Here is a 21,134-nt window from a genome sequence, read left to right on the forward strand (position 1 = left end):
ATTTCAGGTCGCGAGTTGCAGGGCTGCCTCCAATGCCCTTTGCTTGATTTGCGCCCCCTGGCCGAACCAAGCGGAGTCCATGCGGTACTCGGTGCTACGTGCTCTGCGCTCGTGGTCGACATACTCGGTCACGGCGTTCAGCAGACCCCAGGCAGTGCCTTGCGCCGACTCAAGCGTTGCGCCACGACCGAGTCCCTCGTACAGGCTTTGTACCTTGCGCAGGGCGCGTTCGTTGGGCAGGACTTCAGGTAATTTGCTATTGGGCGTTACGTCACACAGTACGTTCATGAAGAACCCCATTGCCTCATGCCACTGGACTTTACGCTCGGCCAGCACGCGCATGCGATACATGAACTCGTCCCATTGCGAGACTGCTACACCCAACTGCTTTTTGACGACCCGAGCATCGAAGCGGGTGCTATGCGGCACCTTGATTGCGCGAGTGGTGCCATCCAGTGCGATGGTCAAAGTGTTGTTGCAGACCACGCGAACGCTGGTCGGCGTGGCCGTGGTGGCGAGCGTGCCGTCACAGGAGGTCGCGAGCAACAAATAGCCATTGACTTGATCATTGCCCTTCAATGCGGTGTTTTGTCCCGTTCGCGCTAGCGCCCAGAACTTACGACCGCCTTTGAGCACTCCAGCGGTTTCCAGCTCATAGCCGGACACTTCAGTCAGGTCTCGGTAAAATTCCAAGACTTCGCGGGGCTGGACCACTTGGTAGCGTTGAGATACTACTGATAGTGGGGCTTTGGAGTCAGAACGAAAGAGCACCTTCTGTTCTGCAAACGAATGAATGGTGCCCAGGTGTCCGATGGCGTCAGCTTTGAAGTGAACCGGGCTTTCCTGAATCTGCCAATCCATGCCGGCTTCACGCTGCCAGATTTCCAAAGGTTGTTTTGGTGAAAGGGCAGAGCCGAGACCGTGCCATGGTGCTTGTCCGACGTAGGCCATTGTTTCGATAAGGTGAGCCATGATTACTTTTCCTTGGGGGGCTAGCCGGCATAAGCTCCACGCATCGCGTAGTACCGTCCGGGCGGAGATAAAAAGAGGGGGAGGAGTAAGGGGGTTAAACCGGTATATTGAAGCGATGCCCACAGATCAGGCAGAGGTTGTGGGCGAGTACATGGCGATCTAGCGACTCACCAAATTGGGCGCCGAGCGCACAGCCGCCGACAGCGCCGGCCAAGCCACCGAGGATTGCGCCTGATACCGAGCCGAGGGTTATGCCGACAGGACCGGCCATAGCGCCGATAAGTGCACCTGCCTGACTGCCTGCAAGTGCGGCGCTGGCGCCACGAGCAGCGCCGCCTAGGGTGCCAATGGCCGCGCTAATTTTCATAGCCTGATGGAGTGAGGCGATTTTAGGTGAGTTACAGCGAGGGCACTGCAATGACATGGTTTGAAACTCCATGGTGGGGATGTCATTACGGTGATGTGTGACTGAATTATTTTTCAATTGAATCGAGCGGCATTGCGCCATTCATTTCATCCTACGAGGGTCCAGAAATTACTCAGCAGTGGTTGATCCATGCACCTTGAGGGTTACATAGTCGGCCCAATCAGCCATCAGTACACGGCGCTTTTCCAGCAAGTCGCTGCGCCAGTAAGCGGCCTCGGCACCGTTAGCGACAACGTGAGCCAAAGCCATCTCGCAGACTTCGCGTGCATGGGGCGTACATTCAGCAGCCCAGTCCCTAAATGTGCTGCGAAACCCGTGAGCAGTAATAACCCTGTCATTGCTATCTCGCCAGCCCATGCCACCATCATCCAGGTCTTTTTGGTCCATGCGACGCAAGGTCATTAACATAGCCATATTGCTAATGGGTCGACCTTTACGAGCCCCTGGAAACAGCAATGAGCTACCTTTGATTCGTGGGAGAGTTTCGAGCAGTGCGATTAGCGCATCAGATAGCGGCACGGTATGAGTTTTCCCCGCCTTCATTCGTATCGCCGGAATCGTCCATAGCTTGGTTTTCAAATCAACCTCACTCCAGTCAGCCTCAAGAACCTCACTGGTTCGGCAGGCAGTGAGGATAGTCATTTTGAGTGCGCAGGCGGATTGTCCTTCGACACTATCAAGTGCCTGTATGAAGCGAGCCAATTCCGAGTAGGGTAATGCCGGGTGGTTTTGGGTACGTTTGGCCTTGGAACTCGGCGGCAACAACTTGTCGAGGTGTCCACGCCAACGTGCTGGGTTTTCACCGTCTCGTAGTCCACGCGCTTTGGCGGCATCGAGCACTAGTTCGATTCTGTTGCGAACCCTGCTAGCTGTTTCGGCTTTGCTGCCCCAGATGGGTTTTAGAATTTCAAGGATGTTCTCGGTGGTGATCTGGTTGGTGGCGAGGTCACCGATGACGGGAGCGGCGTAAGTAGCTAGTGTGTTAGTCCACTGCTGGGCGTGTTTGACGTTTTTCCAGCCAGCACGATGAGCCTCTATGTAATCAACTGACACGTCCTGGAACGTGATGGACCTGCTTTTACGTTGCTGCTCAGCGGCCACCTGTGCCGCTCGTTCATCGTCACGGGCCTGTAAGGGGTCAATACCATCGCGCAGTAAACGGCGCTTGTCGCTGCTGTTTTGTCGAGCCTCCTTTAGGCCGATTGCAGGATAGGTGCCTAACCCCATCTCCCTGCGCTTTCCGGAGAGCTGGAAGCGCAGTACCCAGTATTTTTTCCCATTGGGCTTGATCAGGAGACGTAGGCCATCTCCGTCCTCGTAGGTACCCGGGGTCGTCAGATTTTCAATTTGCTTAGCGGTCAGCTTTCCCATGGGAATATCCTTTAACTATATTGTTCCCCCATTTGTTCCCCCACAAAGGCTAGGAAGGTGGCGAATTTTGGTGGATGTCTTGAGACGATGATAGGCTTAAAAGTGCCTAAATATAAAGGGTTGTAAGGCTTATTGAGTTTCTGGTGGACTTTAATTTGGCGGACTCCTTCACCGCCACATTAAGTAAACACAAACCCCTGATTTTCCAAGAGAAAGTCGGGGGTTTGTGGTTTTTGGCGTCTGGAAAAAGGTTAAAGGATTAGCCGTGGGTGAAGGCGCATTGCCTTGAGCTAAGCTGGATCGTTAATGATCGAGGTTTCCAAATGGACTGTCAGATTCGCTCCGCAACCCTGGACGATTCAGTTGCGATAAGCCGTGTCGTGATCGCCGCTCTGCGTGGCACAAATTCACAGGATTATTCGCCTGAGATCATTGCCCAGGTTGAGCGCAGCTTTGCACCTGAAGCTATCAGCGCATTACTCGACAAACGCAAGGTTTTCGTGGCCTTGCTGGGCGAGACTATTGCTGGCACTGCAAGCCTCGACGGTAATGTAGTTAGAAGTGTTTTCGTTGATCCTGCCCACCAAGGTAAAGGTATCGGCCGATCGTTGATGGATGTCATTCACGCGACTGCTGTCAGCGCTGGTGTTGGCGCTTTACGAGTGCCATCGTCGATTACAGCGCAGAGCTTCTACGCGGCGTTGGGCTATCAAACGATCCGGGACGAATTTTATGGGGCTGAGCGCACCATCATTATGGAAAAGCCGCTTGCGGGTTAGTCCGTGGTGCTCATCCGCTTTTCCCGCAGCGTTAGGTAAACACGAACCGCTGTTTTTTCTGGGGCAAGTCTGGGGAGTGGGCGGGGAGGGTTTTAGTGTTTTTCAAGACTCTACGCACTGGGATTGTTAGTTAAGAATCCTAAGCTGGTTGATTCTATTTAAGACGTTCTTGTGCCTTGTCATAAGCAGCATCGTTTTCGCGTTTGTCCACGGCAACGACGAACACGACAATTTCTTGATCAATGACCTGATAGATCAGGCGGTAGCCCGCACTGCGCAGCTTGATTTTGTAGCAGTCGGGTAAATCGCGCAGGCGGTTGGCCTCTACGCGTGGGTTAATCAATATTTCAGCCAGCTTTTTTTTAAATTGCTGCCTGACCGTATCTCCGAGTTTTTGCCACTCTTTGAGTGCGCGCTGGTCAAACTCAAGGCTAAAGGTCATCCAGTGTCACTTTGACCCGTTTAGGGTCAGCCAAGCGTTCACGAACGGTGTTCAGGAGCGCTTCGTCTTCCTCGGTCATGAGCATCGGGCGAAAGGGCAATTGGCCGCGTTCTGCTACGTACTGCAAGGCCTGGCGCATCAGCTCTGAGGGGGTGACACCCAGGCGTTCAAGCTCTTGATAGGCGCGAGCTTTGAGATCATCGTCCACGCGTATGTTGATAGATGCCATGGATTTGATTCCTGTAATGACGTTTGTCATTACGGTGGTGCTAGCGAGCTTATTTTGCAAGTGCCATTCGGCAGTAGAGCTTTTCACATTATTCAATTTGCCTCCCGTGACTAGATCAAATAGAGGTTGATCCGTCAGGTGAGCTTAGCTGCACACAATCAGCCGTTTCGTAAGACGCTTCTCTTTCAATCTGGCGAAATATCTTGGGAATATCCGTTCACTTGTTCCAGTCAACCTGGCTTTTTTGATATTTAATCTTTCCAAGGCCGTAGCAGCCTCACCAATCATCTGGCCGCTCAGTCCTCTGATGAAGAATACGCAATACCTGCACCTCGCTATTCATCAGCCGGTACGGCGCAATAAACGGGAATTTGCCCAGAATCAGCTCCCGAACATCGGGCGTCTGTGAAGGGCGTCCGAGGCCGGTAAACGTTTGCAGTTGCTCCAGTGTTTCGATGATCTGGCCAAGCACGGCATCCGCTGCAGCAGCGCCTAAGCGTGACTCGTAATACTCGTGAATCGAGTCAAGATCACTGCTCGCTTTGTCTGTCAGTGCGATGTTTGGCACGGTCTACCCACTTAGCTTTGATGGTGCTGAGATCGGTCAATTTGCCTGCGTCGGCGTCGGCTATGCCTTCGGCAATGGCTTTGATGTGCCAGGACTCGGCCTCAATGTAGCGGGCCAACGCACGTTTGAGGTGGTACTGGCGGTCGCGATCAGTGGCTTGAGACAGCTGGTCAAGTTGTTCGACCAATCCTTCTTCAACACGGAATGACAACACAGGCGATGCCATGATTGGCTCCTAAGTTCAAATGTATACACCGTATACGAATTCAAAAACTGTAAACCCTGGGCAATCGTTAGAACAGCAGCTTCTGGTAACTTCAGACGAACGCAGCGCTATTTCACGGTAGCGTACAGCCTCAAAATCAGCCGTTTCGTACGACGCTTCCCTTTCAATCCGGTGAAACATCCTAGAAACTTCCATTCGCTTGTGCCTGTGCAGTTCGGGGAATAGTCTCGGCCCATCGCTGAAAATCAGCGGTCGGGTTTAGTAGCCCGTGTTCCCCCAGGCGCAAGGCGCCACCTCCGCGAGGCGCCTTTTTTCGGCCAGCGTTTTATGGTGGCCGTGCGCAGGGCGCCCTTGTGGCGCGCCGGGTTCCTGGGGCACCGGTCTACTAACCTGCGTACGGCTGCCACCCATTCGTTTAGTAGCGATAAGTGACAGCTCCTTAAGAGACCCTGGGAGTTGTATCTATGAAAAAGCTAGTCCCTGATCCACCCATACCCACCCTGCAAGATGCTGCTCAGTGCGATGAATTGTCGTTAGACCGTGCCGCCACGGATCGCGCCCTCGATTACTACCTGCTCAACCATAAGCCTCTACGGCACGTGGATCAGGCCACGTATGCCATCCCGGACAGCGTCAATTTAGAAGCGGCTTTGGCCCAAGCGTCAGACTTGTTGCGCTGCGCGGGTGCTTCGGCGAGTGAGGCGGGGAATGGCTTGAGCGGGCACCCGCGCCATCTGGTGTTGTCGGTCATGCATTTGGTGGAGCTGGCCAAAGCGTATGTCGACAAATCGCTGGACGGTTTAACGACGCACTAAGCAGCACGCGCCTGAGTGCAGCAGGCGCGTCACTTCTGTTGTTGCGGTCTTTTGTATGCCCTTGGCAGATCACTTTTAAATCCGGCTCTGTTATCTCCAGGAATTGGCTCCGAATGTACTGCACCTTGGTTTTGTTGGTGTGTGCCGATGAAAGGCAGGTTGTGAGTTAGGTTTAGTCCGGTTAGTGGACTAGACTAACTGCATTAGCCAATCAACTGGGAGGGAGCAGTATGCAGACCCATAACATCCATGCAGCGAAAACGCATTTCTCGCAGCTTGTCGAAGCAGCGGCGGGGGGGGAAACAATCATTATCGCCAAGGCAGGTAAGCCCGTGGCCAAGCTGGTTCCTATTACCGCCCCTAAGCGTCGCGGCATGCTGGCGGGGGTGACATTCAATACCGCAGCGTCAGACGCCATGGATGCTGAAATTGCAGATATGTTTGAGGGTAAGGCATGAGGTTATTGCTCGATACTCACATTCTGGTATGGGCCGCCACCGATGACGTCAAATTATCCAAAGCGGCGGCTCAACTTATAGACGATGAGGCCAATACCTTGTATTTCAGCGCCGCCAGTATTTGGGAACTGACCATTAAAGGTGCCGAGCGTACCGGTGTTATCCCAGCGGTACTACGCAAGGTGCTCCTGGATGCGGGTTACCTTGAGTTGGCTATCACGTCCGAGCATGGGTTGACCGTAGGCGCTCTGCCGAATGTTCATCGAGATCCGTTTGACCGCATCTTGGTAGCTCAAGCACTGGCTGAAGGTATTAGCCTGGTAACACATGACAGCGCTATGCATGCTTACCCGCACACCATCATTGTTTGAACCTTTGAGGGAGCTGAAAACACCTCCCGTCGCGTCACTTCCCCTGACCTTTAAGCTCAAAACATCACGACGCCAGCTCGCGCTACAGAATGGCGGCTTGGCAGGCATTTGGGAAAAGGGCGGGACTTCCGGCTGAAAAATCGGATAATGGCGCCCATATTTTTTAGCCCGTTATTCTGGTAATTCCCTCATGGAAATTAAGGTCAACTTTCTCGACAACCTTCGACTTGAAGCCAAGTTCGATGATTTCACGGTGGTGGCCGATCAACCTATCCGCTATAAGGGCGATGGTTCGGCGCCGGGTCCATTCGATTATTTTCTGGCGTCGTCGGCGCTGTGCGCGGCTTATTTTGTGAAGCTGTACTGCCAGACGCGCAATATTCCTACCGAGAATATTCGTCTGTCGCAGAACAATATTGTTGACCCGGAAAACCGCTACAACCAGATTTTCAAGATTCAGGTCGAGTTGCCCGCCGATATTTCCGAGAAGGATCGCCAAGGCATTTTGCGCTCCATCGACCGCTGCACGGTGAAGAAGGTGGTGCAGGCCGGGCCTGAGTTTGTGATTGAAGAGGTCGAAAACCTCGACGCCGATGCTCAGGCGTTGTTGATGCCAGCGTCCAGCTCCGCAGCTTGCGGTGGCACGTTTATCGCGGGCAAGGACCTGCCGCTGGAGCAGACCATCGCCAATATGTCGGGCATTTTGGCCGACTTGGGCATGAAGATCGAAATCGCGTCGTGGCGCAATATCGTGCCGAATGTCTGGTCGCTGCATATCCGCGATGCGCAATCGCCGATGTGTTTCACCAACGGCAAGGGCGCGACCAAAGAGGGCGCGTTGGCCTCGGCGCTGGGCGAGTTTATCGAGCGTCTTAACTGCAACTTCTTCTACAACGATCAGTTCTGGGGCGAAGAGATCGCCAATGCGCCGTTTGTGCATTACCCGGAAGAGCGCTGGTTCAAGCCGGGGCGCAAAGATGAGCTGCCCGCTGAAATCCTCGACGGCTACTGCCGCAAAATCTACAACCGCGATGGCGAGTTACGCGGTTCACACCTGATCGACACCAACTCCGGCAATGAAGAGCGCGGCATTTGCTCACTGCCGTTTGTACGTCAGTCGGACGGCGAGGTGGTGTATTTCCCCTCCAACCTGATCGAAAACCTCTACCTCAGCAACGGCATGAGTGCCGGTAACACCCTGGCTGAAGCGCAAGTGCAGTGCTTGTCGGAGATTTTCGAGCGGGCCGTCAAACGCGAAATCATTGAAGGCGAGTTCGCGCTCCCGGATGTACCGGCCGAGGTGCTGGCGCAATATCCGGGCATTCTGGCGGGCATTCAGGCGCTGGAAGAGCAGGGCTTTCCGGTATTGGTGAAGGATGCGTCGTTGGGCGGTGAGTTCCCGGTAATGTGCGTAACCCTGATGAACCCGCGCACCGGTGGTGTGTTCGCCTCGTTTGGCGCTCACCCAAGCCTTGAAGTGGCACTGGAACGCAGCCTCACCGAGCTGCTGCAAGGCCGCAGTTTTGAAGGCCTCAACGATTTGCCGCAGCCTACCTTTGCGGGCCACGCGGTGACCGAGCCGAACAACTTCGTCGAGCACTTTATTGACTCCAGCGGTGTGGTGTCGTGGCGTTTCTTCAGTGCCAAGGCGGAGTACGAATTTGTCGAGTGGGACTTCACCAGCCAGGGCGAAAACGCCAATGCTGACGAGGCCGCGACCTTGTTCGGGATTCTCGAAGGCATGGGCAAAGAAGTGTACATGGCGGTCTACGAGCACCTCGGCGCCAAGGCGTGCCGCATTCTGGTGCCGGATTACTCCGAGATTTACCCGGTGGATGACCTGATCTGGGACAACACCAACAAGGCGCTGTTCTTCCGCGAAGACATCCTCAACCTGCACAGTCTGGATGAGGCGGCGCTCAAAGATCTGGTTGAGCGTCTGGTGGAAAGTGAGCTGGACGATTACACCGATATCACTACCTTGATCGGCATAGAGTTCGACGACAACACCGCGTGGGGCCAACTGACCATTCTGGAGTTGAAACTGCTGATCTACCTCGCCTTGCAGCAACATGAAGAGGCGAAAGAGGCGGTCGAAATGTTCTTGCAGTACAACGACAACACCGTTGAGCGCGGCTTGTTCTACCAAGCCGTGAATGCGGTGCTGGAGATGTACCTGGACGAAGACTTGGAGCTGGAAGACTACGAAGTCAACTTCCGGCGCATGTTCGGCAACGAGCGCATGGACGCCGCCATCGGCTCGGCTGACGGCAGCGTGCGCTTCTATGGTCTGACCCCGACCAGCATGAAGCTGGAAGGTCTGGACCGGCACTTACGCCTGATCGACAGCTACAAAAAACTGCACGCCGCCCGGGCCAAGGCAGCCGGCATTTCGCTGTAACCCCGACTGTAGGAGCGAGCTTGCCTCGCGATCTTTTGATCTTTAAAAGATCGCTCGCTCCTACACATTCTTACCCTCTTTCATCCCCCGCCTTCCTTCCTGTACTCCATAGCCAGCAGGCTATGACCTAAACGCATACCCCCATGACTTTTAATGGTTACAGCCTGCGCCTGCGCCAGTGCTAAAAATTGCAGCAACAGCTCAACCACAACAAAAAAGAGCGCTGCAACCATGACGGATTCCCTTCTCGCCAGCCCTGCGCTGCGCTCTTTGACTGTCCCTGTTCGCCTTGCCTGTCGTCCGACCGGCCTGCACGACTGATCCCAACAATAACGCATCGTCCAAAGAGTAATGACCCATGAAAGCACTCGACCTGTACATCGGTGAAGGTTTCGAAGGCCCTGGCGTGAACGCCGCGCACATCAACATTTTGATCGGGCCGCGCAACGGCCCGGCGGGTCAGGCCTTCGCCAACAGCCTGGCGTCGCCGAGCCAAGGGCATTGCCCGTTCATGGTGATTGCGCAACCCAACATCCCGGTCAAGCCGATGACCCTGTACGTCAACAAAGCCGAGATCAGCAGCGACCTGCATGGCAACGCGACGTGGGGCGCGTCCCAGGCCGGGATCGCCAAGGCGGTACTCGAAGCGCTGCTGGACGGCACCTTGCCGCCGGAAGCCGAAGACGAGTGGGCCATCGTCACCGCCAACTGGGTCAACCCGGCATGTGATGACCTGGATGCGGTGTACCTGAACAACTACAACGCTTGCCGCACGGCGATTCGTGCAGCGCTGACCGGCCTGCCGTACACCTCGCAACTGGCGGACGTGGTCGAGCACATTTCCAACCCTTTCTACACGCCAAAAGCCTGAGGTCTGCGCCATGCAATACATTCGTTTGGGCAACTCCGGCCTTGAAGTCTCCCGCCTGTGCCTGGGCACCATGAACATGGGCACCCCGGACTGGAAACCGTGGATTTTCGATGAAAAGCAAAGCGAGCCGATTGTCGCGCACGCGCTGGATAACGGGGTCAACTTCATCGATCTGGCGGACTTCTACTCGGCTGGCGTGGGTGAAGAAGTGGTCGGCCGTATCGTCAAGCGCCTGGCTCGCCGCGAAGACCTGGTCATCACCACCAAGGTGGGTTACGGCACCCGCACCGGGATCAATGCCAGCGGCCATTCGCGCAAGCACATCATGGACAGCATCGACGCCTCCCTTAAGCGTCTGAACATGGATTACGTCGACGTGTTCATGCTGCATTACTTCGATGTGAACACCCCGGTTGAAGAAACCATGAGCGCCATGAACGACATCGTGCGCTCCGGCAAAGCCCGCTACATCGGCGTCTCGACCATGCTCACCGGGCAGTTGGCGAAGATCCTCATGGCCTGCGAGCGCAATGGTTGGGTCAAACCGATCAATATGCAGCTGCAATTGAACTGCGCCTATCGCGAAGAAGAGCGCGAGATGATCCCGTTTTGCCGCGATCAGGGCCTTGGCGTCTCGGTGTTCAGTCCGTTGGCCCGCGGCCTGTTGACCGGCGATGCGCAATCGACGCGCAACCAGACCGACTTCTTTACCCAGCAGATGTACAGCGACGAGGCGTCTTGGCAAATCGCCCATTCGGTGCAGCGTGTAGCGCGTGCCCGGGGTGTGTCCAATGCCCAAATCGCCCAGGCGTGGGTCGCCAACCATCCGGGTGTCGATTGCATGCTAGTGGGGGCCGACACCACGGCGCAGTTCGACAGCGCCCTGGCTGCACTCGAAACCCAGCTCGATGCCGATGAACTGTACGAACTGGAGCGCAATTACACCCCGTGCGACGTGATCAATGATTACACCGCCGGTAAGCGCATCCTGCGCTCGGCTCGCCCGGCCCACGAACGTTTCACCCTGACGGAGGCGGTGGCATGAGCGCGCTGATCCGTCACGGCAATTTCATCGATGGCCAATGGTCCAGCGGTGGCCCGACTTACCCGGTGCTCAACCCGGCCACGGGCGAATTGGTCGCCAACGTGCAAAAGGCGGGCGCTGAAGAAACCGAACTGGCCATTGATGCGGCCAATCGTGCCTTGCCGGCCTGGCGCAAGCTGACCGCCAAAGAGCGCAGCCAGCGCCTCAAGCGCTGGGGCGAACTGATGTTGAGCAACCAGAAGGACCTGGCCACTCTGCTCAGCCGCGAACAAGGCAAGCCGCTGGCCGAGGCCATGGGCGAAGTGGTGTATGCCGCAAGCTTTCTGGAGTGGTTTGCCGAAGAAGCCAAGCGCGCGTATGGCGATGTGATCCCGAGCCACAAGGCTGATGCGCGGATCATAGTGGTCAAGGAAGCCATTGGTGTGGTGGCGGCCATCACGCCGTGGAACTTCCCGCTGGCGATGGTCACCCGCAAGGTCGGCCCGGCGCTGGCAGCCGGTTGCACCATGATCCTCAAGCCGTCGGAAGAAACCCCGCTGTCTGCCTTTGCCCTGGCCGTACTGGCTGAACAGGCCGGGATTCCGGCCGGTGTGTTCAACATCGTTTCAGGGGACGCCGTGGCCATCGGCGGGGCGCTGCAAGCGTCCAGCATTGTGCGCAAATTGTCGTTCACCGGCTCCACCCGCACCGGCAAACTGCTGATGCGCCAAGCGGCAGACACACTGAAAAAAGTCTCGCTGGAACTGGGCGGCAACGCGCCGTTTATCGTGTTTGACGATGCCGATCTGGACGCAGCCGTCAAAGGCGCCATGGCCTCCAAGTTCCGTAACACCGGGCAAACGTGCGTCTGTGTTAACCGCTTCTTTATTCAAGACGGCGTGTACGACGCCTTCACCGCCAAGTTGGCCGAAGCCGTTGCGGCCATGCGCGTCGGTGATGCCCTGCAAGGTGACACTGAGCAAGGCCCGCTGATCAATGCGGCGGCGTTGGCCAAAGTCGAGGCCCATGTCGGTGATGCGGTCGAGAAGGGCGCCAAGGTGTTGTGCGGCGGCCGTCGCCACGCCCTCGGCGGGACCTTTTTTGAACCGACCATTCTGACGGAGGCCAGCAACGACATGCTGATCGCCCAGGAAGAAACCTTCGGCCCCGTGGCGGCGTGCTTTCGCTTCAAGGATGAAGCCCAAGTGCTGGCGCTGGCCAACGACACACCGTTCGGGCTCTCGGCTTACTTCTACAGCCGTGACATTGGCCGGGTGTGGCGCATGGCCGAAGGGCTGGAAGCCGGTATGGTCGGGATCAATGAAGGGATTATCTCTACCGAAGTCGCACCGTTTGGCGGCATCAAGGAGTCGGGCCTGGGCCGTGAAGGGTCCAAATACGGCCTGGATGATTACCTGGAACTGAAGTACCTGTTGATGGGCGGTCTTTGAGCCCGGCACTACCTCTGTAGGAATGAGCTTGCTCGCGAAGGCGATCTGTCGTTTTCACGAGTAAGCCGGCTCCCACACAAGCCGTTCAAAGAAAAGCTAGAGCAATCGGTTTCTCCGTCAATAAAAAAAAATTGGAGACGAACATGTCCGCTCAACCTGTAAAAATCGACGACCTGCCCATCGGGCGCTTTCACCTTAAAATCGCCGGGCTGACCTTTGGCGCCCACTTCACAGACGGCTACATCCTGGGTTTGATCGGCATCGCCTTTACCCTGATCAGCCCGCAAATGCATCTGGATGCGTTCTGGCAGGGGTTGATCGGTGCTTCAGCGCTGATCGGGCTGTTTCTCGGCAGCCTGTTCTTTGGCTGGATTTCCGACAAGGTCGGTCGGCAAAAGATTTTCCTGGTCAGCTTTGTGCTGATCACCGTGGCGTCGGTCATGCAGTTCTACGCCGAAACGGCGATGGGGCTGTTTTTGTGCCGGGTCTTGATCGGCATCGGCCTGGGCGGTGACTTCAGTGTGGGCCACGCCATGCTGGCCGAGTTTGCCCCCAAAAAACATCGTGGCGTGATGCTCGGTTCGTTCAGCGTGATCTGGACCTTTGGCTACGTGGCCGCCACCTTTGTGGGCACCGCCATGCTCGGTTTGGGTGATGACGCCTGGCGCTGGATGCTGGCTTCCTCTGCGATCCCGGCGGGTTTGATTCTGATTGCCCGCATCGGCACCCCGGAGTCGCCGCGCTGGCTGGTCAATCAGGGGCGCATTGCCGAGGCGCGGGCCATCGTTAAAAAGCATCTGGGCGACAACGTCGAACTGGATGAAGTCCCGTCCGGCGAAACCCGCTCGGGCTATGCCGTGCTGTTCAGCCGCGAATACCGCAAGCGCACCGCGTTTAACTGCCTGTTCTTCGTGTGCATCGTGATGCCGTACTTTGCGATCTACACCTTCCTGCCGTCCATCCTCAAAACCATGGGCCTGGCTGAAGGCTTTGGAACTGAACTGATGCTCAACCTGCTGCTGATCGTCGGCGCATTGATCGGCATCTGGTGCACGGTGAAATTCTCGCGCCGGGGCTTCTTGATCAACTCGTTCATCATTTTGGCGGTGGCGTTGTTGATTCTCGCGATCCTGCCCAGCAGCGCCGCGTTCTTGATGGTGTTGGCGTTTGGCATCTTCACCCTGGTGCTGTCTGCGGTGAGTAACCTGGTGGGCGTGTTCCCGGCCGAAAGCTTCCCGACCGAAGTGCGCGCCAGCGGTATTGGCCTGGCGACTGCGGTCAGTCGCTTGGGCTCGGCGGTGAGTACCTTCCTGTTGCCGGTGAGCGTGGTGGGGATTGGCATGAGCCCGACCATTGGCATCCTGGCGGCGATTCTGGCGTTTGGTGCGCTGATCTCATGGGCATGGGCCCCCGAGACCAAATCCCTGACCCTGAGCCAAGCGTGCAAGGCCCACAGCCCTGTGCAAGAAAGCGCGCCAGTGGCAGTTAAAGTGGTGGCGACGGTCTAGTACAAGCCGTAGGAGCGAGCTTGCCTCGCGATCTTTTAAGAATCAAAAGATCGCGAGGCGAGCTCGCTCCTACACGTGTCAGGCATCCCTGTTTTAAGGGTTACTCACCAACCCCAGCCATTCAGTAAACAGCCGCACTTTCGACAAGCCTTGTTTGTCATGCGCCACGTTCAGCCAATAGCCATAAGGGCCGATGACTTCTACGGGGGTAATCGGCAGCAGGCTGGCGTTGGCCAGTTCTTTTTCGATCATCTGGCGGTCGATCACAGCCAGTCCGCCCCCGGCTACTGCGGTGTGGATCACTTGGTCCAGCGTGCTGAACTCCAGCCCGCGGGCTGCATCGACGTCGTCACGGCCCATGGCGGCCAGCCAGTTCTCCCAGACCTTCAAGCGTTTGCCGTCGTGCAGGATGTGCAGCAAGGGCAGGGTGCGCACATCCGGCGGCTGGCCGTTGACGAACAGTTCCGGGCTGGCGACGGCAATGTGGCGCTCCATCACCAGCAACTGGCTGCTGCAATGGCTGTCCGCTTCCAGGCCCCAATGGATGATGCAGTCCACTTCAGCCAGGCTGTCGTGAGCGCTGGTGTTGGTCACGCTCAGGCTGATGTCCGGGTAACGTTCGCAAAACGCGCGCAAGTGCGCCGACAACCAGCGCGTGCCCCAGGTAGGCGGCACGACAATACGCAGACGCTGGCGCAGGTTCGGCACGCGCACGGCCTGCAAGGCGCGCTCCATGTGATCGAACGCCTCGGCCAACTGCGGCGACAACCTCACGCCGGTTTCGGTCAGCGACAACCCTTGTGGCGTGCGCACGAAAAGCGCCACACCCAAGTAGTCTTCAAGCTGTTTGATTTGTCGGCTGACAGCCCCTTGGGTGACGTTAAGGCTTAACGCCGCCTGGCTGAAACTGCGATGCCGCGCGACTTCTTCAAAGACGCGCAGCGTGTTGAGCGACGGCAATTGGCGCATGACGCTTTGCTCCGCACCGGCCTTCTACGCCAGAAGGGTAGGGCGGGTTTATTGTTATGTAGGAGGTTTCTTACTTCTGTGGCGGATTGTAGCCGTTGTCACGGGCGGCGATAAGCAGCCCCACTCGTCAGAAAATCACATCTCATCTAAACCTTTGCCGCCATGGGCCTTCAGATTCTGTGCAGGACATAAACCTGCCTTTTACTGGAGGACGCAATGAAACCCCTGATGGCCCCTAAACGCTTTATGGCTGGATGTGCCTTGGCCTACGCCCTGTTTGTGATCGGCAGCGCGGTCGCTGCAAGCCCGGCAGATTTTGTCGACGAATCGTCTGCGGCAGGCATTGCGGCGATTGAAACCAGCCGCATGGCGATCAGTAAGTCGTCTTCAACCGACGTCGGCAGTTACGCGGTTGAGGTGATCAAGGACTACACCGATGCCAATCGCGATTTAAAAGACATCGCGCAAAAGCAGGGCTTGAAGGTCGCTGATCAAGAAGAAATTCTCAGCAAAGCCAAAAAACTGATGTTGCAGGTACAGGAAGGCGATTCCTTTGATGCCGCGTATGCGGCTAACCAGGTCAAGGCCAGCGAGGATGCGATCGAGCTGTATAAACAGCAGATTGATGACCCGGCCTCACCCGAGCTTCAGGCCTTTGCCGAAAAGTACCTGCCCAAGCTGCAAATGCACCTGGACATGGCCAAAAGGCTGGTCTCGGCACATCACAAAGGTGATGGCGCGGTATTGCCGGAGTGACAGCGTTAATGGCGTAGCGGTGGGTTTGGCACCGCTACGTCAGCTCAGGTCAGACAGCGATGTCGTTGAAACCGCAGTACTCTTCCCAGCTCATCTCAAGGGCTTCGGCCACTTCCTGATGCACTTCAAGGCGCATGGCTTTGAGTTCTTCAGGGCTGCGGGCGATCAGTTGCAGCGCCAGTTCCCAGGCCTCAAGGCCACGGCTTTCGGCTTCGTCTTCAAAGGCCCATAAAATTTGCTGCTGGCGGTCCTCGGCGCTCAGCTCTTTCATTTCTTCCAGCAGATGCGGGTGCGCCTTGATGAAGGTATCCAGGGCCAGTTCGTTACGGGATTCTTTTGGGATCATATGGCGTCTCGGATCGTTAGGACGGTCTGCGGGGCAGACCGTCGTCAGGGCGTTTTTCGCATGCTAGCGACTTCACCCCCTGATGAAAAGTGCCATTAGCCCACAGGTTGCAGCTTGCTTTCGCGCTGCAACATAAAGCCCCAGATGGCCAACGCCAGGGTCGAGATCACGGCGCCGACCACCACAATGCCGTCCCAGCCATACACCGGATAGGTTTGTGCGCCGATCAACGAGCCCAATGCACCGCCAATGAAGTAGCAGGTGATGTAACCGGCGTTCAGTCGATTCCGGGCCGCAGGGCGCACCTGGAACACCGCGTTCTGATTGCTCACGTGCACCAGTTGCACGGCAAAATCCAGCGCCAGCACGCCAATCAGCAGGGCGATCAGCGAGTGACCGGCAAACGCCATCGGCAGCCAGCAGGCCAGCAGTACCAGCAGGCCCACGGTGGTCGCCATTTGCCCGCGGCCACGGTCGGCCATGCGCCCGGCCCAGTTGGCCGCCACGGCACCCACTGCGCCTGCCAGGCCAAACAGACCAATCACGCCATCAGAGTAGTTGTAAGGCGGTACGGCCAGCAGAAACGCCAGCGGAGTCCAGAACAAGGCGAACAGCGAGAAGGTCAGCAGGCCGAGCACTGAACGCAGGCGCAGCACGGGTTCTTCGACAAACAGCTTGAACACCGACCCCAGCAGTTTCGGGTAGCTCAGGCCTGCGCTGTGGTGGTGGTTGGGCAAGGCGAAAAACAGCGAAATGGCGCTGATAAACATCAAGCCTGCGGCCAGCAGGTAAATACTGCGCCAGTCACCGGCCGAAGACAGCGCCCCGGCCACGGTGCGGGCCAACAGAATGCCCAGCAGCAAGCCGCTCATCAGCGTGCCGACTACACGGCCACGGCTTTGCGGGTCGGTGAGGCTGGCGGCCATCGGTACCAGCACTTGCGCCGACACCGAAAACATCCCGGTGACCGCCGTGCCAATCAGCAGCCAGGTCAATGACGGCGCAAAAGCGCTGAGCAACAGGCCGGCCGCACTGAGCACGGTCATGGTGACGATCAGGCGGCGCTGTTCAAACAGGTCGCCCAGCGGCACCAGCAAAAACAGGCCCGCGCCGTAACTCAATTGCGCCGTGATCACCACGGTGCCGGCGCTTTCCATGCTCAGGCCGAGCTCTTGGGCGATGGTGTGCAGCAGCGGTTGGGCGTAGTAGTTGCTGGCGACCGCAAGGCCGGTGGCAACCGCCATCAGGAGGATAAGGGCAGTGCTTAAAGGTTTAGTGGCAGCAGGTGATTCGGACATTGACTGTCTCTTTGGCAAGAGTGGAATGGCGTGAAGTATCCGGAATGCCTGCGCGAGATGTCACTGAATATGTCGAGAATTTTGATTTTTAAACGACAAAGCCCCGCGTCATGACAACGCGGGGCTTTGGTAACCGTGCTAGCGCTGGATCAGTTGCGACGGCCCAGCAGCAGGCCGACCACCAGGCCGACACCGGCCGAGATCGCTACGGTTTGCCATGGGTGGCCACCGATATAGTTTTCGGTGGCATCGACCACCGGCTTGCTGCGCTCACGCACGTTGCTGACCGAGTCCAGGGCTTGCTTGAGCTTGAGGCCAACCTGTGCACGCAGGGTTTCGCCTTCTTCGCCTACCAGCGACGCGCTGTCCTTGAGCAGCTTGTCAGATTCGGCGATCAATTCTTGAAGCTCGCTGAATGCCTGATCCTTGATCTGATCTTCAGCGGCTTGTACGGCATTTTTTCGAGCCATTGCGGTACTCCTTGCAGGTGAATGGGGTGATGACTAATGGAGTCAACCCAATGCTAAAAAGTTGCATCGATTTTTCAACGCATTGTGAAACCGAGGTGTGAGCGTAGTAAAAATCCAGGCTGAGACACTTCTTTTGAGGGTGTAAGATGTCGCCTAATTTACGCAGCAGGAAAATCTCATGAGCTTCAACCTCGCCAATAAGTCACTCGCCGAGCGTGCTGCGCTTGAGGATGAAAAGTCCCGTCTGTACGAACTGTGGCAAAGCAACCTGGGCAAAGCCAAAGGCGATGCGGCCCGCCTGTTTGGCGAGCGCGCCAAACGCAAGGGCAAATGGGCAGAATGGGTGCGTTCGGAGCTGGACGCCATGTCGCCGCCCGAATACGCCAACATGGTGCGCAGTGAAGTCAACCGGCTGATGGCCGCCAAGTAATACGCATGCGCTAATCAACCTCGCAGACAATAAACCCCTGTGCTGCACCGCCGACCTTGATCTGCACCTCATCGTCCACCTGCTTGCCGATCAAGGCCGCGCCCAGCGGTGCACGCGGGGTGATCACGGTCACGCTCTGGCCTTCAAGGGCAAGCTTGAGCCCGGCCGCGTCCGGGGCCAGGAACAGCCACTGTTCACTGCCGTTGTCAGCTTCCAGCTTGACCAGCGCGCCCAACTGAACCCCGTGAGCGGGATCAAACGGCGCCAGGGTCATGGCCTGGCAGTGTTTCAGTGCCTGACGGATTTCCTCGACCCGGCGCGCCTGGCCGGTGGCCAGATACGAGGCCTCAAGGCCGAGGGTGTCGTATTTGTTTTCGGCGATGTTCTCTTCGTGGGTCGCGGCTTCATAAGCGGTTTGCGCCGCCCGCTGGAGCACGTCGAGGTCGATGGCGAGTTTTTCCAGCATCTGCTGGTACACGGCGGTCTTGTTCATAAAGGCGGCTTGAAGGGAAACGAGCGGCGATTGTCGCCTTGGCCCAAGCCTTCTGTACACGCTGATTTGCGCAGACAATCAGCCCTTTAACTGGTGGAGCCCGGAATGAAAGCCTCCTGGGATATTTTTTGCAGTGTGGTCGATAACTACGGCGACATTGGTGTGACCTGGCGTTTGGCCCGACAACTGGTGGCTGAGCATCAGGTGCCGGTGCGGCTGTGGGTCGATGATTTGCAGGCCTTTGTGCCGCTGTGCCCTGAGGCCGATGCCAGCGCTGCCCAGCAGTGGCAGCAGGGCGTTGACGTGCGCCTGTGGCCCAAGGACTGGCAGCCGGTCGAAGCCGCTGACGTGGTGATCGAGGCCTTCGCCTGCACCTTGCCCGACGACTATCTACAGGCCATAAAAGCCCGGCAAACCCCGGTGCTATGGCTCAACCTCGAATATTTAAGTGCTGAAGACTGGGTCAGCGGTTGCCACGGTCTGGCGTCCCTGCGGCCGGATGGCTTGAAGCGCACGTTCTTCTTTCCGGGCTTTGAAGCCGGGACGGGCGGTTTGCTGCGCGAAGCTGACTTGCTGACCCGACGCCGTGCTTTTGAGCAAGACCCGCACGCCAAGCAGGGCTTTTTGCAAAGCCTGGGCGTTGTGGCGGCGGACAACGCCCGCCTGATCTCCCTGTTTGCCTACGAAAACACCGGGCTGGCCAGTTGGCTGGACGCCATGGCGTCGGGGACTACGGCCATTCACCTGCTCGTGCCGCAAGGGCGAATCATGGGCGACCTGTTGCGTTGGCTTGAAATCGACGCGCTGGCGCTGGGGCGTGTTGAGCAGCGCGGGTCATTGACCGTGCAGGCGTTGCCGTTCGTCCGACAGCAAGATTACGACCGCCTGTTATGGAGCTGTGATTTCAACGCGGTGCGCGGCGAAGACTCGTTTGTCCGCGCGCAATGGGCAGGGCGCCCGCTGCTGTGGCACATCTACGAGCAGGAAGAAGACGCGCACTGGGTCAAACTCAATGCGTTTCTGGCGCTGTACATCAAAGGCCTGTCGCCCGCTGCCGCACAAGCCTTTACCGGCCTGTGGCATGCCTGGAATGCCGGCTCAGACATGGCGCCGAGCTGGAATGGCGTGCAGGAACACTGGTCAGAAATCACCGAACACGCCGAGAAATGGTGCCTGGAGCAGTCATTGCAGGCTGATCTTGCGCAAGCGCTAGTACTGTTTTATAGAAATTGGATATGATACGCGGCCTAGATTTTTGTAAATCTCAATCCAAATTCGGATACTCGTAATGAAAACTGGTAAAGAGCTTAAACCCGGTACAGTGATTCGTATCGACAACGACCCTTGGCTGGTTCAGAAAGCTGAGTTCACCAAGTCTGGTCGTAACAGCGCAATCATGAAGACCAAGCTGAAGAACCTGCTGACTGGTTACAAGACTGAAACCGTATACAGCGCTGACGACAAGCTGGATGACGTGATCCTGGATCGCAAAGAAGCGACCCTGTCCTTCATCAGCGGCGACACCTACACGTTCATGGACACCACTGACTACACCATGTACGAGCTGAACGCTGAAGACATCGAAGCCGTTCTGCCATTCGTTGAAGAAGGCATGACCGACGTTTGCGAAGCCGTATTCTTCGAAGAGCGTCTGGTTTCCGTAGAGCTGCCGACCACTATCGTGCGTCAGGTTGACTACACCGAAGGTTCCGCTCGCGGTGACACTTCGGGCAAGGTGATGAAGCCTGCCAAACTGAAAAACGGCACCGAGCTGAGCGTTGCTGACTTTATCGAAATCGGCGACATGATCGAGATCGATACCCGTGAAGGTGGTTCCTACAAGGGCCGCGCCAAGTAATTCTGGCGTAAACCGCACGATAAAAAACCCGACTTTAACGTCGGGTTTTTTTATTCATGAAATTACGCTTAAGGTGCGGTTTTAAGCTTTGCCCCCTGCCAGCGACTGGTTAGCATGGCCGCTCTGATTGAGGGGCGGTGATGTTTATAGATTTTGCAATGTACACGGCCTTGGGCCTTGCCCTGGGGGCGCTGGGCGGGTTGTTCGGGATCGGTGGCGGCTTGATCGCGATCCCGGTGTTGGGTTTGTGGTTTGGTCTGGACCAGCAAATTGCCCAGGGCACCGCGCTGGTGATGTCGGTTCCTAACGTATTTCTGGCGCTGTACCGCTACAACCAACGCAACAAAATTGACCTGCGCCAGGCATTGCCGCTGGTGTTGATGAGTTTTTGTTTTGCCTGGCTGGGCGCAATGCTCGCGGTTGGGGTCGATGCGCGGCTGATTCGCTGGGGCTTTATCGTCTTTTTGCTGTGCATCACCCTGTACAACCTGATCAAGCTCTATAGCTCGCCCGCGCAACCGGTGGCCGGTTCGCGCTATGGCTGGCCCTGGTACGGGGTGCTCGGCGCGCTGGCAGGCACCACGGGCGGGCTGTTTGGGGT

General features: G+C 57.1%; 27 protein-coding genes. 14 read left to right on the plus strand and 13 right to left on the minus strand.

Going from position 1 to position 21,134, the window contains the following annotated elements:
* Nucleotides 1-3: 3 nt before the first annotated feature.
* The 3 genes from GHO41_RS02785 to GHO41_RS02795 all read right to left on the minus strand — a co-directional run bounded on the left by GHO41_RS02785 (nt 4) and on the right by GHO41_RS02795 (nt 2,770).
* A complete protein-coding gene (locus GHO41_RS02785; RefSeq protein ID WP_105162708.1) occupies nt 4-972 on the minus strand; it encodes a DUF932 domain-containing protein in 969 nt (322 codons plus the stop codon).
* A gap of 94 nt (nt 973-1,066) precedes the next feature.
* The gene (locus GHO41_RS02790) at nt 1,067-1,339 is read right to left on the minus strand and encodes a hypothetical protein (protein WP_177431167.1); all 273 of its coding nucleotides are present in this window, start codon (nt 1,337-1,339) and stop codon (nt 1,067-1,069) included.
* Nucleotides 1,340-1,507: 168 nt separating this feature from the next.
* Nucleotides 1,508-2,770 carry an integrase arm-type DNA-binding domain-containing protein gene (locus tag GHO41_RS02795; protein ID WP_105162707.1) on the minus strand — a complete coding sequence of 421 codons (1,263 nt, stop codon included), beginning with the start codon at nt 2,768-2,770 and terminating at the stop codon, nt 1,508-1,510.
* Between the two features lie 323 nt (nt 2,771-3,093).
* On the opposite strand from GHO41_RS02795, the gene GHO41_RS02800 reads away from it, so the two are divergent.
* Nucleotides 3,094-3,549, plus strand: coding sequence for a GNAT family N-acetyltransferase (locus GHO41_RS02800; RefSeq protein ID WP_153329965.1), 456 nt, complete (start codon nt 3,094-3,096; stop codon nt 3,547-3,549).
* A 154-nt stretch (nt 3,550-3,703) separates the two neighbouring features.
* Here the strand turns inward: GHO41_RS02800 and GHO41_RS02805 are convergent, their stop codons facing one another.
* The 4 genes from GHO41_RS02805 to GHO41_RS02820 all read right to left on the minus strand — a co-directional run bounded on the left by GHO41_RS02805 (nt 3,704) and on the right by GHO41_RS02820 (nt 5,014).
* Nucleotides 3,704-3,991 carry a type II toxin-antitoxin system RelE/ParE family toxin gene (locus tag GHO41_RS02805; RefSeq protein WP_048368767.1) on the minus strand — a complete coding sequence of 96 codons (288 nt, stop codon included), beginning with the start codon at nt 3,989-3,991 and terminating at the stop codon, nt 3,704-3,706.
* On the minus strand, nt 3,981-4,220 hold the full coding sequence (locus tag GHO41_RS02810; RefSeq protein ID WP_153390601.1) for a type II toxin-antitoxin system RelB/DinJ family antitoxin: 240 nt from the start codon (nt 4,218-4,220) through the stop codon (nt 3,981-3,983). Before GHO41_RS02810 ends, GHO41_RS02805 begins: the two co-directional genes overlap by 11 nt.
* A gap of 277 nt (nt 4,221-4,497) precedes the next feature.
* Nucleotides 4,498-4,788 (minus strand): type II toxin-antitoxin system RelE/ParE family toxin, encoded by a 291-nt coding sequence (locus tag GHO41_RS02815; protein ID WP_082158066.1) that lies wholly within the window; start codon nt 4,786-4,788, stop codon nt 4,498-4,500.
* Nucleotides 4,751-5,014 carry a CopG family ribbon-helix-helix protein gene (locus tag GHO41_RS02820; protein ID WP_048368765.1) on the minus strand — a complete coding sequence of 88 codons (264 nt, stop codon included), beginning with the start codon at nt 5,012-5,014 and terminating at the stop codon, nt 4,751-4,753. Before GHO41_RS02820 ends, GHO41_RS02815 begins: the two co-directional genes overlap by 38 nt.
* Nucleotides 5,015-5,478: 464 nt before the next feature.
* Here GHO41_RS02820 and GHO41_RS02825 point away from each other — a divergent pair, with 464 nt between their 5' ends.
* The 4 genes from GHO41_RS02825 to GHO41_RS02840 all read left to right on the plus strand — a co-directional run bounded on the left by GHO41_RS02825 (nt 5,479) and on the right by GHO41_RS02840 (nt 9,059).
* Nucleotides 5,479-5,829 (plus strand): DUF6124 family protein, encoded by a 351-nt coding sequence (locus tag GHO41_RS02825; RefSeq protein WP_153432904.1) that lies wholly within the window; start codon nt 5,479-5,481, stop codon nt 5,827-5,829.
* A gap of 230 nt (nt 5,830-6,059) precedes the next feature.
* Complete coding sequence (locus GHO41_RS02830; RefSeq protein ID WP_048368763.1) at nt 6,060-6,287, plus strand: type II toxin-antitoxin system Phd/YefM family antitoxin; 228 nt, start codon at nt 6,060-6,062, stop codon at nt 6,285-6,287.
* On the plus strand, nt 6,284-6,658 hold the full coding sequence (locus GHO41_RS02835) for a type II toxin-antitoxin system VapC family toxin (protein WP_048368762.1): 375 nt from the start codon (nt 6,284-6,286) through the stop codon (nt 6,656-6,658). The genes GHO41_RS02830 and GHO41_RS02835 overlap by 4 nt, the downstream gene beginning before the upstream one ends.
* Nucleotides 6,659-6,848: 190 nt before the next feature.
* On the plus strand, nt 6,849-9,059 hold the full coding sequence (locus GHO41_RS02840) for an OsmC domain/YcaO domain-containing protein (protein ID WP_048368761.1): 2,211 nt from the start codon (nt 6,849-6,851) through the stop codon (nt 9,057-9,059).
* A gap of 80 nt (nt 9,060-9,139) precedes the next feature.
* Here the strand turns inward: GHO41_RS02840 and GHO41_RS02845 are convergent, their stop codons facing one another.
* Entirely contained in the window at nt 9,140-9,292 is a 153-nt protein-coding gene (locus tag GHO41_RS02845; RefSeq protein ID WP_153432905.1) for a hypothetical protein, read from the minus strand.
* A gap of 125 nt (nt 9,293-9,417) precedes the next feature.
* On the opposite strand from GHO41_RS02845, the gene fae reads away from it, so the two are divergent.
* The 4 genes from fae (at nt 9,418) to GHO41_RS02865 (ending at nt 13,913) form a co-directional block, all read left to right on the plus strand.
* Nucleotides 9,418-9,930, plus strand: a complete 513-nt coding sequence (gene fae / locus GHO41_RS02850) for a formaldehyde-activating enzyme (protein WP_048368760.1) — start codon at nt 9,418-9,420, stop codon at nt 9,928-9,930.
* Nucleotides 9,931-9,940: 10 nt separating this feature from the next.
* A complete protein-coding gene (locus tag GHO41_RS02855; protein WP_048368759.1) occupies nt 9,941-10,975 on the plus strand; it encodes an aldo/keto reductase in 1,035 nt (344 codons plus the stop codon).
* Nucleotides 10,972-12,405 (plus strand): NAD-dependent succinate-semialdehyde dehydrogenase, encoded by a 1,434-nt coding sequence (locus GHO41_RS02860; protein ID WP_153432906.1) that lies wholly within the window; start codon nt 10,972-10,974, stop codon nt 12,403-12,405. The genes GHO41_RS02855 and GHO41_RS02860 overlap by 4 nt, the downstream gene beginning before the upstream one ends.
* A gap of 143 nt (nt 12,406-12,548) precedes the next feature.
* Complete coding sequence (locus GHO41_RS02865) at nt 12,549-13,913, plus strand: MFS transporter (protein WP_048368757.1); 1,365 nt, start codon at nt 12,549-12,551, stop codon at nt 13,911-13,913.
* A gap of 93 nt (nt 13,914-14,006) precedes the next feature.
* Here GHO41_RS02865 and GHO41_RS02870 read toward each other — a convergent pair whose 3' ends face one another.
* A complete protein-coding gene (locus GHO41_RS02870; protein WP_153335584.1) occupies nt 14,007-14,882 on the minus strand; it encodes a LysR substrate-binding domain-containing protein in 876 nt (291 codons plus the stop codon).
* 216 nt (nt 14,883-15,098) lie between these two features.
* On the opposite strand from GHO41_RS02870, the gene GHO41_RS02875 reads away from it, so the two are divergent.
* The gene (locus GHO41_RS02875) at nt 15,099-15,638 is read left to right on the plus strand and encodes a DUF4142 domain-containing protein (protein ID WP_048368755.1); all 540 of its coding nucleotides are present in this window, start codon (nt 15,099-15,101) and stop codon (nt 15,636-15,638) included.
* Nucleotides 15,639-15,687: 49 nt separating this feature from the next.
* Here GHO41_RS02875 and GHO41_RS02880 read toward each other — a convergent pair whose 3' ends face one another.
* From GHO41_RS02880 to GHO41_RS02890, 3 genes are all read right to left on the minus strand, one after another.
* Nucleotides 15,688-15,984, minus strand: a complete 297-nt coding sequence (locus tag GHO41_RS02880; protein WP_048368754.1) for a DUF6388 family protein — start codon at nt 15,982-15,984, stop codon at nt 15,688-15,690.
* Nucleotides 15,985-16,079: 95 nt separating this feature from the next.
* A complete protein-coding gene (locus tag GHO41_RS02885) occupies nt 16,080-17,282 on the minus strand; it encodes an MFS transporter (RefSeq protein WP_048368753.1) in 1,203 nt (400 codons plus the stop codon).
* A gap of 149 nt (nt 17,283-17,431) precedes the next feature.
* Nucleotides 17,432-17,752 carry a YqjD family protein gene (locus tag GHO41_RS02890; RefSeq protein ID WP_048368752.1) on the minus strand — a complete coding sequence of 107 codons (321 nt, stop codon included), beginning with the start codon at nt 17,750-17,752 and terminating at the stop codon, nt 17,432-17,434.
* Between the two features lie 178 nt (nt 17,753-17,930).
* Between GHO41_RS02890 and GHO41_RS02895 the strand changes: the two genes are divergently transcribed.
* Nucleotides 17,931-18,182 carry a hypothetical protein gene (locus GHO41_RS02895; protein WP_048368751.1) on the plus strand — a complete coding sequence of 84 codons (252 nt, stop codon included), beginning with the start codon at nt 17,931-17,933 and terminating at the stop codon, nt 18,180-18,182.
* A 10-nt stretch (nt 18,183-18,192) separates the two neighbouring features.
* Here GHO41_RS02895 and GHO41_RS02900 read toward each other — a convergent pair whose 3' ends face one another.
* Entirely contained in the window at nt 18,193-18,675 is a 483-nt protein-coding gene (locus GHO41_RS02900; protein WP_153390606.1) for a GreA/GreB family elongation factor, read from the minus strand.
* 105 nt (nt 18,676-18,780) lie between these two features.
* On the opposite strand from GHO41_RS02900, the gene earP reads away from it, so the two are divergent.
* The 3 genes from earP to GHO41_RS02915 all read left to right on the plus strand — a co-directional run.
* Nucleotides 18,781-19,914 carry an elongation factor P maturation arginine rhamnosyltransferase EarP gene (earP, locus tag GHO41_RS02905; protein WP_153329945.1) on the plus strand — a complete coding sequence of 378 codons (1,134 nt, stop codon included), beginning with the start codon at nt 18,781-18,783 and terminating at the stop codon, nt 19,912-19,914.
* A gap of 49 nt (nt 19,915-19,963) precedes the next feature.
* Complete coding sequence (locus tag GHO41_RS02910; protein ID WP_048368748.1) at nt 19,964-20,533, plus strand: elongation factor P; 570 nt, start codon at nt 19,964-19,966, stop codon at nt 20,531-20,533.
* 140 nt (nt 20,534-20,673) lie between these two features.
* Nucleotides 20,674-21,134, plus strand: a 461-nt coding sequence (locus tag GHO41_RS02915; protein ID WP_153432907.1) for a sulfite exporter TauE/SafE family protein, incomplete at its 3' end; no start/stop codon positions are given.

This window comes from Pseudomonas sp. FSL R10-0399 (genome assembly GCF_009600165.1).
GTDB lineage: Bacteria > Pseudomonadota > Gammaproteobacteria > Pseudomonadales > Pseudomonadaceae > Aquipseudomonas > Aquipseudomonas helleri.

Coding starts and splice junctions, on each gene's coding strand:
- GHO41_RS02785 (WP_105162708.1), bottom strand. CDS start 972: ATGGCTCACCTTATCGAAACAATGGCCTACGTCGGACAAGCACCATGG.
- GHO41_RS02790 (WP_177431167.1), bottom strand. CDS start 1,339: ATGAAAATTAGCGCGGCCATTGGCACCCTAGGCGGCGCTGCTCGTGGC.
- GHO41_RS02795 (WP_105162707.1), bottom strand. CDS start 2,770: ATGGGAAAGCTGACCGCTAAGCAAATTGAAAATCTGACGACCCCGGGT.
- GHO41_RS02800 (WP_153329965.1), top strand. CDS start 3,094: ATGGACTGTCAGATTCGCTCCGCAACCCTGGACGATTCAGTTGCGATA.
- GHO41_RS02805 (WP_048368767.1), bottom strand. CDS start 3,991: ATGACCTTTAGCCTTGAGTTTGACCAGCGCGCACTCAAAGAGTGGCAA.
- GHO41_RS02810 (WP_153390601.1), bottom strand. CDS start 4,220: ATGGCATCTATCAACATACGCGTGGACGATGATCTCAAAGCTCGCGCC.
- GHO41_RS02820 (WP_048368765.1), bottom strand. CDS start 5,014: ATGGCATCGCCTGTGTTGTCATTCCGTGTTGAAGAAGGATTGGTCGAA.
- GHO41_RS02825 (WP_153432904.1), top strand. CDS start 5,479: ATGAAAAAGCTAGTCCCTGATCCACCCATACCCACCCTGCAAGATGCT.
- GHO41_RS02830 (WP_048368763.1), top strand. CDS start 6,060: ATGCAGACCCATAACATCCATGCAGCGAAAACGCATTTCTCGCAGCTT.
- GHO41_RS02835 (WP_048368762.1), top strand. CDS start 6,284: ATGAGGTTATTGCTCGATACTCACATTCTGGTATGGGCCGCCACCGAT.
- GHO41_RS02840 (WP_048368761.1), top strand. CDS start 6,849: ATGGAAATTAAGGTCAACTTTCTCGACAACCTTCGACTTGAAGCCAAG.
- GHO41_RS02845 (WP_153432905.1), bottom strand. CDS start 9,292: ATGGTTGCAGCGCTCTTTTTTGTTGTGGTTGAGCTGTTGCTGCAATTT.
- fae (WP_048368760.1), top strand. CDS start 9,418: ATGAAAGCACTCGACCTGTACATCGGTGAAGGTTTCGAAGGCCCTGGC.
- GHO41_RS02855 (WP_048368759.1), top strand. CDS start 9,941: ATGCAATACATTCGTTTGGGCAACTCCGGCCTTGAAGTCTCCCGCCTG.
- GHO41_RS02860 (WP_153432906.1), top strand. CDS start 10,972: ATGAGCGCGCTGATCCGTCACGGCAATTTCATCGATGGCCAATGGTCC.
- GHO41_RS02865 (WP_048368757.1), top strand. CDS start 12,549: ATGTCCGCTCAACCTGTAAAAATCGACGACCTGCCCATCGGGCGCTTT.
- GHO41_RS02870 (WP_153335584.1), bottom strand. CDS start 14,882: ATGCGCCAATTGCCGTCGCTCAACACGCTGCGCGTCTTTGAAGAAGTC.
- GHO41_RS02875 (WP_048368755.1), top strand. CDS start 15,099: ATGAAACCCCTGATGGCCCCTAAACGCTTTATGGCTGGATGTGCCTTG.
- GHO41_RS02880 (WP_048368754.1), bottom strand. CDS start 15,984: ATGATCCCAAAAGAATCCCGTAACGAACTGGCCCTGGATACCTTCATC.
- GHO41_RS02885 (WP_048368753.1), bottom strand. CDS start 17,282: ATGTCCGAATCACCTGCTGCCACTAAACCTTTAAGCACTGCCCTTATC.
- GHO41_RS02890 (WP_048368752.1), bottom strand. CDS start 17,752: ATGGCTCGAAAAAATGCCGTACAAGCCGCTGAAGATCAGATCAAGGAT.
- GHO41_RS02895 (WP_048368751.1), top strand. CDS start 17,931: ATGAGCTTCAACCTCGCCAATAAGTCACTCGCCGAGCGTGCTGCGCTT.
- GHO41_RS02900 (WP_153390606.1), bottom strand. CDS start 18,675: ATGAACAAGACCGCCGTGTACCAGCAGATGCTGGAAAAACTCGCCATC.
- earP (WP_153329945.1), top strand. CDS start 18,781: ATGAAAGCCTCCTGGGATATTTTTTGCAGTGTGGTCGATAACTACGGC.
- GHO41_RS02910 (WP_048368748.1), top strand. CDS start 19,964: ATGAAAACTGGTAAAGAGCTTAAACCCGGTACAGTGATTCGTATCGAC.